We start from the raw sequence: 10,262 nt of genomic DNA on the forward strand, positions 1-10,262 counted from the left end.
CTGATTATATCATATTTTTAATATTTAAAAACAGACCTTCCGCATCAGCGAAAGGCCTGTCTACAATCATAAAAGTATTTTAATTTTTATTATGGATGAATTACATCATAGTTAGCTACATCATAGTATCCGTCAGGATCCGCATCACTGCCGAACCACACATGTGCATATCCTCCATCAATAGAAACACCCATAGTCTTTAAATCAGACCACATTCCCTGCGTAGACATTACCTGATTATGTCCCGGAGAATTCTTCCAAAGATTGAGTGCTGTCTCAGGGCTTATCATACCACTGTATTTGGCAGAAATCTCATATCCGTTTCCCGTGTAATTGGTAATTTCTCTTGGCTTACTCCACATATCATACATATAATGATGATCGGATGTATACACTACCGGTGTCCAGCTTCCATTTGCTGACCAGCTGTGAAGATTTCCCTTAATACCTCTGGAATCCACCTGATTCTCAGGTGTATAAGTGTTTGAATCACGTACATGCGCTCTTGCAACTTCTGTAAGAGATTTTGAGAATGACAACTTTGGTAATCCAAGACTTTCTCTATATGCATTGATCTTATAGTAAAGCTTTGCCTCTTTCTCAGTAAGTCCCATTGCCTTTAATGCTTCTATTACCTGAGTCTCCTGAGTAGAAACTGCAGGAGTTGTTGTATTTGGAATCGTTACCGTATTATTTCCGGTATTTCCTGAAGGTATCACCACAGTGTTGTTTCCTGAAGGAACGGTAACATTATTATTTACTGAAGGTGTTGTATTATTGTTGTTTCCTGCAGTATTGTTTGAAGCTGTTGTATTTCCTGTTGAACCTGCAGTTCCTACACCGCTACCCGATGAATAACCTGAACCGCTTCCGCTTGAGTCGCCACCTCTTCTTGAGCTTCCACCGGAGCCGCTTGAACCGCCGCCGCTTCTTCTGCTTCCGCCTGAACCGCCTGAGCCGCCGCTCCTTGAGCTTCCGCCACCCAAAGAGCTTCTCTTTGTTCCTGAGCCGCTTGTTTTACTTATATTAACTGTATTTCCTACTCCTTCCACCCATTTACCTGTGGCATCCACATAATAACCGTCCGGTGTAGAAGTATTTACAAGCATAGCTCCGTCAGCACCGAGATAATAATTTCCTATCCAACGGTTTTCAACCATATAGCCTATACCGTCAAAATAATACCATTTATCCTTAATAAGCTTCCATGCATTTGTAGGGTATGAACCGTCCGCCTCTTCATACCACCATCCCTTATCATTCCTCTTCCACTGTGCTTCATTTGCAGCCATAACAGGTATCACTAAAAAAGCTGAAACCGCCACTGCCGATACGGAACACATTAACCTTTTGAATAAATTCATAAACACCTCCAACATTATAAAGTGGCTTTAATACTATTATGTTATATATTAACATTTTTGTTTCTATATATTCAAGTATAATAAATTATTCCACTATATCTCTTTTGCAGGCATCTACCCTTACTTCACCGTCGGCAATAAAACTGATTTCATTTGCCTCGGCAGGAGTATAGATTCGTGAACTTAACACCTCTTTTCCACCGTTTACAAATATCTCTACGCTGAATCTGTCAAGTAATATACTTAGACTTAACTTTCCGGACTTGATATTCACATCTATCTTTCTCTCATCAACAGCATCCTTAATCAGCCCTGAAAATCTTCTTGAAAACTTTAATGTTTTCTTTTTAAAATTTATCTTTATAAAAGAATTGTATCTATGATTTGACGCCAAATATATAATACATTCCTTTGCATCAATCTTTTCAATATCCAAATCAAGTCTTGCAACTCTTGAATTTAACTCTGTATCTTGAAATTTATAATCCTTCTCCAAACAAAAGCTTGTTTTATACTCGTTTGTATAATGTTTTTCAAGCTCTTTTGCAGGCATTTGATAAATAATATCTTTCTTTAGTTCAAGCTCTCTTGGATAGGTCATCTGCCCACACCATTTTGCTCCGTCAGGGGTTAAATCATTTCCCCAATCATGCAACCATGCAACCGAAAGTGTTCTCTCATTAATACTCAGACTTTGAGGTGCGTAACAGTCAAACCCGAAATCCAAAGTTCTTGCATTATCAGTCGGTTCAAATCTATAATTTTTCTTGTAATAATCACCTATAAAATACAATACCTGATGTCCGTTAAAGTATTCTCTGCCCTTTGCCTGCATTTCCATTACCGAGACTACCAATATATACTTATCATTAAGTTTAAAGAAATCCGGACATTCCCACATCTTGCCGTAATCACCGTTGTTTTCAAAAAGAATATTCTTATATTCCCAGTCAATCAGATTATTTGAAGCAAAGAGCAATATACTGCCAAGTCCTCTTTCATTCTTTGCACTTACTACACAATAATATATGCCGTCTTCCTTCCAAATTTTAGGATCCCTAAAGTCTAGACCGCTAAATCCCTTCGGCAAATGTTCCACTCTTATGACAGACTCTTTAGATATACTCTTGTAATCCACACCGTCACCGATTTCTACAGCCTGTTCTTCTTTTCCGTCATTATGTACGGTATAAATAAGTATATGTTTATCTCCTTCACAAAGTGCCGTACCGGAGAAGCACTGTCCATTTATTTCATCATCCGGTGCCAATGCTACAGGTAATCTGTCCCAGTTTACAAAGTCTTTGCTCTTTGCATGTCCCCAGTGCATCGGACCCCATTTTATATCATATGGATTATATTGATAAAACAAATGATATTCACCGTCAAAGAACGAAAAACCGTTCGGATCATTCATCCATCCCATATCCGGAGTAAGATGATAAACCGGCCTTTCAATATCTTTTATTTTTGATTTGTTCTCTCTAAAATATTCATTTGCTTTTTCTTTGTTGTTCATTTTATTACCACTTGTCTTTCTAATTTGTAGTCATGCCCTGTCTGAATTCTATATCAAGTACCTTTGTCTTTCTGTCCACCTTCTCACCGTTTATAATGGCATGCAGACTGTCAACAGCAACCTTTGCCAATTTATCGATAGGCTGCACTATAGCACTTGGGCTCGGATATACCGTATTTAATATGAAGGTTCCGTCGTATGCAACCACTTTTAAATCCTGCGGCACTCTCTTTCCCATACTCAAAGCCTTTTTCATATATAATAAGGCATGGGTATCCGTTGCAAAAACACCGTCCACATTAGGATACATGCTGAAAGCTTCCTCTATATTTTCCTGAATGAATTTTTCTTCAAAATTATCCATCTTAGGTTTATACTCACGGCATATAAGTCCTGCTTTTTTTATTTCTTTTGCAAATGCCTTATGCCTCTTTATAAAAGGATAATTTTTTGTAGTTGCGTCGGTAAATTGCAAAACTTCCTTGCATCCGCTCTCTATCAACGCTTTTGCCGCAAGAATTCCACCCTTCTCATGATCTACAGTTACAATCAAAATATCATCATTGAGTTTCGGAGTATCAAATCCTACAATCGGTCCTTTTATCTTTTTATAACTGCTGTAATCCAAAGTATGTGTACCGGTTATTATTCCGTCCACCATATTTCTCTCAAGCATCTCAAGATAAGCCTCTTCATTTGTCGCTTCACCTATAGTATTGCAAAGCATTGTTTTATAGCCGTATTTTCTAAGCCTTTTTTCCACTTCACTGTAAAGTGTCGCATAATATGGGTTACCTATAGCCGGTGTGATTACCGCAACTATATTTGTCCTGTTTCTGAACAAATTTCTGGCAAGCTCATTCGGCTTATAATTTAACTCTTCAATTACTTCTTCAACTTTTTTTCTGGTTTTTTCGGAAACATATCCGCTGTCATTTATTACTCTGGAAACAGTACCCACTCCTACTCCGGCTTTTTTAGCAACCTCTTGTATACTCGACATATACCCCTCCGCCTAAATTACTACAGTTAATCTAACCTTTTATTCCTGTAGATGCAATACCTTCTACGTAGAATTTTTGCATAAATATATACATAAGTATCATAGGTATGGATGCCAAAGTAAGAACCGCCATAATAACACCGTAATGTATAGGGCTTACTCCTACAAATATCTGTACCGCAAGCTGTACCGTTCTCTTTTCTTCTCCTGTAGTTATAAGGAAAGGCCACATAAAGTCATTCCATCTTGATACGAAATCAAGTATAAGTACCGTTGCAAAAACAGTCTTTGAAATCGGCATAATTATTTTAAAATATGTTCTTATAGGCCCGCAACCGTCCACCTTGGCGGCTTCTATAAGCTCATCAGGAATTCCTATAAAATATGAATAGAACATGTAAATTGAAAAACAGTTCATCATAAAAGGAATTGTAAGTCCGAGCATTGTGTTCACCCAGTTTAACTGAGCCATTTCTATGTATAATGGTAAAATTATTGCCTCTACAGGCATTGACATGAGTGCTATTACAATGGTAAGGCTTATTCCTCTGAATCTGTATTTCATCTTAGCAAGTGCATAACCGAACATGGATCCTAAAAGCAAATCACCTATAAGTACAATGCCTATATAGATCAATGTATTTTTTAATATGGTAAATACTTTTATTCTTTGAAATACTTCTGCATAATTCGCCAAAGTAAAGTTCTTCGGAATAAATGTAGACAATGAGTTCAAATTTGAAAATATCTCAAGTTCAGGCTTAAACGATGAAGCAAGCATCCACAGAAGTGGAGATACAAATATAAGACCTACTATAATATTTCCAAGATAAAAAATAACATTGCCAAGCATTTTATTTATCTTCTTATTATTCATAATCCCTCCTAATTTGTCTTGCTTATCTTTTTAACTATAATTGACAATGCAACAACTATAATGAAGAATACTGTGGCTATACTGCAGGCATAACCGAAGTTTCCTTTCTGAAAGCCCTGTTCATAGATATAGAAAACCAGTGTTTTTGTTGCATTTCTCGGTCCGCCCTTTGTCATAATATACGGCTGGGTAAAGAGCTTCATAGCCTGTATCAGTGTTATCATAAGTACATACTTAATTGTATTTATAAGTCCCGGTATAGTCACATATATAAGTTTTGCAAACCAGTCTGCTCCGTCCACACTTGCGGCTTCATACTGCTCTGTAGGTATTGCATTTAATCCTGCAATAAAAATCATCATCTGATAACCTGCACCCTGCCATGCCGACATAAATATTATTGAATTCATGGCAGTCTTCGGATTATTTAAAAAATCAATAGGCTGCATACCTATACTCTTTAAAAAGGCATTTATAAGTCCTGTATTGGCATTGGAATTATAAAGAATTGTCCAAAGTACAGCGATAATTACCATTGAAGTTATCTGAGGACTGTAATAAAGTGTTCTAAATATAGCTACACCTTTTTTCTTACTTGATACCATCAGTGCAAGTACCAATGCCAATGTACACTGTACCGGCACAACTATCACCGTAAAATACACTGTGTTTTTCAATGCCACATAGAAATTCTCATCATGAAACAGCTTTACATAATTACCTATTGCATTGAATTTTATATTGTCCGGACGCACCACCTGATATGTGAAAAATGAGTAGTATATAGTATATATTATAGGAATTATCAAAAAGGCAACCAAAAGAATAATAGCCGGTGACGACATTATAAATCCTGCAAGATTGTCACTGTATTCTTTTTTGCCTTTCTTATTTACTCTTTGTAATGTAGCCATATTACATCCTTTCTACAAAAGGCCTGGCAATTTGCCAAGCCTTTCAAACCATACCGCTATTTAAAATTATTTCTTATAATACATCTCGTAATTTTCATCAAAGTTCTTAGCTACATTATCAAGCTCTTCCTTTGCATCCGCTCCTGCAAAGATATTTAACATAGCTGTTGAGAAATCAGTTGAAAGTACTGAGTATGAAGGTGTTCTAGGTCTTGAAACACCTGTGTTTTGTAACTGCCACTTCATAAGAGCTCTTGCACCGCTGTCCCAGCCTTCCATCTTATCATAAGATGATGTTCTTGATGCAGGCTTGGCAACCGCACTTGCATAAGATGCAATATTGTCACTGTTCATTGCCCACTGTAAGAACTTTCCTGCAGCATCAGGATTCTTTGAATCTCTTGTAATAGCTGCAGCCCAGTCACCTGTCGGTGATGCGGCCTTGCCGTCATCTGCTACAGGGAAATATGATACACCCCAGTTAAGGTTTGACTTCTCAAGATCTGCAATATTCCATGAACCGCCAAGTAATGTAGCAGCTTTTCCGTTAAGGAACTCATCCTTTACAGGATCAAGATTTGCATAACCGTTCTTTATAAACTCGTTTAAATACTCTGCTGTCTTTATACTTGCATCAGAGTTTACATATCCGTCAGCTTTTGAACCGTCTTCATTTACAAACTCGGCTCCGCCCTCTGTAAAGAACTGTCCGAGAGCATAGATGATTCCCTCGCCCTTATCCATGATTATATTTGTTCCTACATAATCATCTGTTGTAAGCTTCTTTGCATTGTCAAGGAACTGACTCCATGTCCATGCTTTCTTTATATCTGTGTCTGAAGGATATTCTATTCCGGCCTTATCAAGATAATCCTTATTGTAGAACAGTGCAACTGAAGACTCTGTAGGAGCTATTGCATAAAGCTTTCCGTCATATGTATCAGCCTGAACGGTACTTGGCATAAAGTCCTTTAAGTCGTCCGCAGTAAAGTAGCTGTCAAGGGGAACTGTGATTCCGTTTGCCGCATAGTATGAAACCATAGGTCCGTCTACATACAAAATATCAGGAAGATTTCCGGATGTGGTAGCTGTAGTAATCTTGTTCTCATATGCATATGAATCGGCTCTGTCGATAGCTTCTCTCTTAACCTGAATATCAGGATTTTCTTTGTTCCACTGATCGATCTTCTCTACCCACCATGCCTCGATAGCCGCCGTATCTGTAGGGCTCCAAATTGTTACATTGGTAACGCCGTCTGCACTCTTACTTTCTGCAGCCTGTGAGCTTCCATCACCTGCACTGCTTGAGTCTGCCTGCTTTGTTGTACCGGCACTGTTTCCGCAAGCCGCCAACATACCTCCAAGTGCCAAAACACCTAAAGTTCTCAAAACTTTTTTCATGAATATACCTCCTGAAATATTTACATAAAATACTATTTTTTTCCTGAAACTCATTTGTGGAACGCGTTCCATATCTTTAAATGTATTTTATCATATACAATAAAAATGTCAATATAATATTTCACAGTTATCTTTGTCTATTTTGCACTAAAATAAAAAGACTGATAACCTGTAGTCATCAGCCGTATATATCTATTGTAATTCCGATATTGATTTTTTAATACCTATTTTCTTTTTTAGAATCCCAGATTGTCATTTACCAAAATAACATGTATTCTTCCCTCGTGACGAGAGTATCTTGTTACCAAAAACTGGCAGCAGATAGTATCAGGTGATTTACAGTCTGAGCATTTTCCCGTAATCTTGCAAGGAGTCTTTATATCAAATCTCTGAGTATTTGCGGTAGCGGCAACATTTCTGGCACGCTTCATAGCACTGTCGATGTCTGAACATATCTTATTGATTCCCACTATAAACACAACCTTTTTCGGTCCCTGTGCGATACATGATACGCGGTTTGAGTTCCCGTCAATATTTACAAGCACTCCGTCATCTGTCATAGCATTGGCACTTGAAAGAAATATATCCGCATCATAAGCCGCCAAAAGAGCTTCTCTAGGTTCCATCTTGGCTCTGTCCATATAATTATAGTTGCCCTGCTCAAGTGCACAAATCAAACCGATTTCATGCGCACTCATACATCCGCCCATTGCAATCTTACTGTTTTCAGGAATAAGCTCAAGAGCAATCTTAAGTGCTTCTTCCTTATCCTTTGCATAATAACCTGTCATATTTCTGGATTTAAGACCCTTGATTACGGTATCTGCCAACACTTCATTTCTCTTTTTTAAGTTCTCGTTCATATATTCTCCTCTTAATTAATTTCAATCAATATATTTGAGCATTGATTTTTTCTACTTATCCAAGGTCCTTGCTCTCTCAAGTGCCTTATCTATATTCTCACAGAAGTTTTCTCTTCCCGCTTTTTCTATAAATCCTGCCTTTTCCATTACTTTCATCGGTTGCTCATTTACATGGGATAATATCAAAGTCATATTTCTTTTTTTGCAAATCCCAAGTAATTCTTCCAAAGCTTCAAGTCCTGAAATATCCATTGCCGGTACATTTCTCATACGAAGAACCAGTACATTTTTTTCGGCTTCATTTGATATATTAAGTAAATCTTTTGTAGCACCAAAAAATAATGCTCCAAAAATCTCATAGACTATTGTATTTTCAGGTACAGCCTTAAGGTCGGAATTCAGTGCATACTCATCCGAGTCTGATTTATCCACCCATTGGCGTACATTTGCAATATCGGACATACGCTTTAGGAAAAGAAATGCCGCAAGAATCATACCGAACTTTATAGCCATTACAAGGTCAAAAAGTACCGTTAAAAATAAAGTAATCAATAAAACCGCAATATCACTTTTAGGTGCCGTTTTTATTATATGTACCACATTTCTCCATCCGCTCATATTGTAGCCGACTATAATAAGAATTGCAGCCAGACAGCTCATAGGAATGAGTGATGCATATGGCATCAAGAATAACAATATCAACATAAGTGTAATTGCATGAATCATACCTGCAATCGGTGTTCTTCCACCGTTTTTAACATTTGCAGCGGTTCTTGCAATAGCTCCGGTAGCAGGTATTCCTCCAAAGAGCGCAGACATTATATTACCGACTCCCTGTCCTATAAGCTCTGCATTAGGACTGTGATGACTCTCTGTCATTGTATCTGAAACCACACAGGATAAAAGCGATTCTATAGCAGCCAATATTGCTATGGTAAATGCCGGTGAAACCATCAAGGAGATAAGCTCAGGTGATATATGAGGCACACTGAACTTTGGAAGTCCGGCTTTTATGGTATATAAATCCCCTATAGTTTTTACAGGGAGATTTCCGAACTTTACAATTAGAGTTGTAACTATAATTGCAATCAAAGATCCCGGAATCTTCTTAGACACCTTCGGCCAGAATATCTGAATAAGAAGCGCCAAAAGACCTATTAAAAAAGTTGCGATATTTAATGTGTGAAAATTCTTAAAAAGAGCAATCATCTTCTCCACAAATTCTGCCGGCACCGCTCCCATATCAAGTCCGAAAAAGTCTTTTATCTGTCCTGCCACTATACTTACAGCAATTCCGAAGGTGAATCCTACCGTAATAGTCTTCGGTATAAACTTTATCAAATCTCCAAGTCTAAAGATTCCCATAAGTATCAGCATAAATCCTGCCATTATGGTGGCAACTGTAAGTCCTGCCATTCCATACTGAGCCACTATACCATAGATTATTATAACAAATGCTGCTGTAGGTCCACCTATTTGTACTATACTTCCACCTAAAAATGAGATAAAAAATCCTGCAACCACTGCCGTATAAAGCCCCTGCTCGTGATTTACACCTGATGCAATCGCCAGCGCTATCGACAGCGGCATTGCAATAATTGCAACTATGATACCTGAAATCAAGTCCTTTACAAACTGCTCACCGCTGTATCCTTTTAATGCTTCAAAAATCTTGGGTCTTATATAACTTAAGTCCACATTTCCTCCCTTAAGTCCTAAAAAATTGAGTATTTACTCTTAGAACTATGTGATTTTATGATAGCACAGACAAAATATGGTGTACAATACTTATGTATACAAAAATTAAACATATTATAAGCTTGAAATTCTTATGTCAAAAATACATATATGTTTTAAATTATATATCTAATGTTCCATATTATTCCTTAGGATTGTACTTATATAATCCCCCTTATTCCTACTTATGCATGCTGTCGCATATGTCAAGGGTGATTTGGATGTAACTCCCTTATATTCAGGACTTTTTAAAACAGGCATACTATAGAATACATTCTTTTTATTCTCCAAATCTATAAACCACTTACCACCTATATATTTTCTGAAAGTCTCTCCAATATATACTGTCAAGTAATCAAGCGTTTTCTTATCTTTTATCAGCCCTTCGGCATCTTTATAATTAGCTAAGATCCATTTTTCCAGTTCATCCAATGACCCCATACTGTAGTCAAGTTTCAAGTTATTTTCTTTAGCAAATGTGTCTGTAAAATATTCCATTTTAAAAGGTATAAGAATTATCCACTCTTCAAAGTTTTCCCTAGTATAGCCCATATTTTTACTCTCCTCATTTCTATTTATCTGCG

General features: G+C 37.2%; 9 protein-coding genes. All 9 read right to left on the bottom strand.

Annotation, left to right across the window (positions count from 1 at the left end):
* Positions 1-89 precede the first annotated feature (89 nt).
* A complete protein-coding gene (locus tag HMPREF1495_RS03695) occupies positions 90-1,364 on the bottom strand; it encodes a CAP domain-containing protein (protein ID WP_034212159.1) in 1,275 nt (424 codons plus the stop codon).
* A gap of 85 nt (positions 1,365-1,449) precedes the next feature.
* Positions 1,450-2,883 carry a glycoside hydrolase family 32 protein gene (locus HMPREF1495_RS03700; protein WP_034212161.1) on the bottom strand — a complete coding sequence of 478 codons (1,434 nt, stop codon included), beginning with the start codon at positions 2,881-2,883 and terminating at the stop codon, positions 1,450-1,452.
* Between the two features lie 19 nt (positions 2,884-2,902).
* Positions 2,903-3,886, bottom strand: a complete 984-nt coding sequence (locus HMPREF1495_RS03705) for a LacI family DNA-binding transcriptional regulator (RefSeq protein WP_009662144.1) — start codon at positions 3,884-3,886, stop codon at positions 2,903-2,905.
* 31 nt (positions 3,887-3,917) lie between these two features.
* Positions 3,918-4,763, bottom strand: coding sequence for a carbohydrate ABC transporter permease (locus tag HMPREF1495_RS03710; RefSeq protein WP_034212163.1), 846 nt, complete (start codon positions 4,761-4,763; stop codon positions 3,918-3,920).
* Positions 4,764-4,771: 8 nt separating this feature from the next.
* Positions 4,772-5,677: a carbohydrate ABC transporter permease gene (locus HMPREF1495_RS03715; RefSeq protein WP_007594146.1), complete on the bottom strand. Its 906-nt coding sequence runs from the start codon at positions 5,675-5,677 to the stop codon at positions 4,772-4,774.
* A 66-nt stretch (positions 5,678-5,743) separates the two neighbouring features.
* Positions 5,744-7,078 carry an ABC transporter substrate-binding protein gene (locus tag HMPREF1495_RS03720; protein ID WP_034212165.1) on the bottom strand — a complete coding sequence of 445 codons (1,335 nt, stop codon included), beginning with the start codon at positions 7,076-7,078 and terminating at the stop codon, positions 5,744-5,746.
* A gap of 236 nt (positions 7,079-7,314) precedes the next feature.
* Positions 7,315-7,941, bottom strand: a complete 627-nt coding sequence (locus HMPREF1495_RS03725; RefSeq protein ID WP_009662135.1) for a lactate utilization protein — start codon at positions 7,939-7,941, stop codon at positions 7,315-7,317.
* 51 nt (positions 7,942-7,992) lie between these two features.
* Positions 7,993-9,639: a SulP family inorganic anion transporter gene (locus HMPREF1495_RS03730; protein WP_034212170.1), complete on the bottom strand. Its 1,647-nt coding sequence runs from the start codon at positions 9,637-9,639 to the stop codon at positions 7,993-7,995.
* Between the two features lie 168 nt (positions 9,640-9,807).
* Positions 9,808-10,230 (bottom strand): hypothetical protein, encoded by a 423-nt coding sequence (locus HMPREF1495_RS03735; RefSeq protein WP_007594152.1) that lies wholly within the window; start codon positions 10,228-10,230, stop codon positions 9,808-9,810.
* Positions 10,231-10,262: the final 32 nt, after the last annotated feature.

Source organism: Lachnoanaerobaculum sp. MSX33, assembly GCF_000512995.1.
Lineage (GTDB): Bacteria > Bacillota > Clostridia > Lachnospirales > Lachnospiraceae > Lachnoanaerobaculum.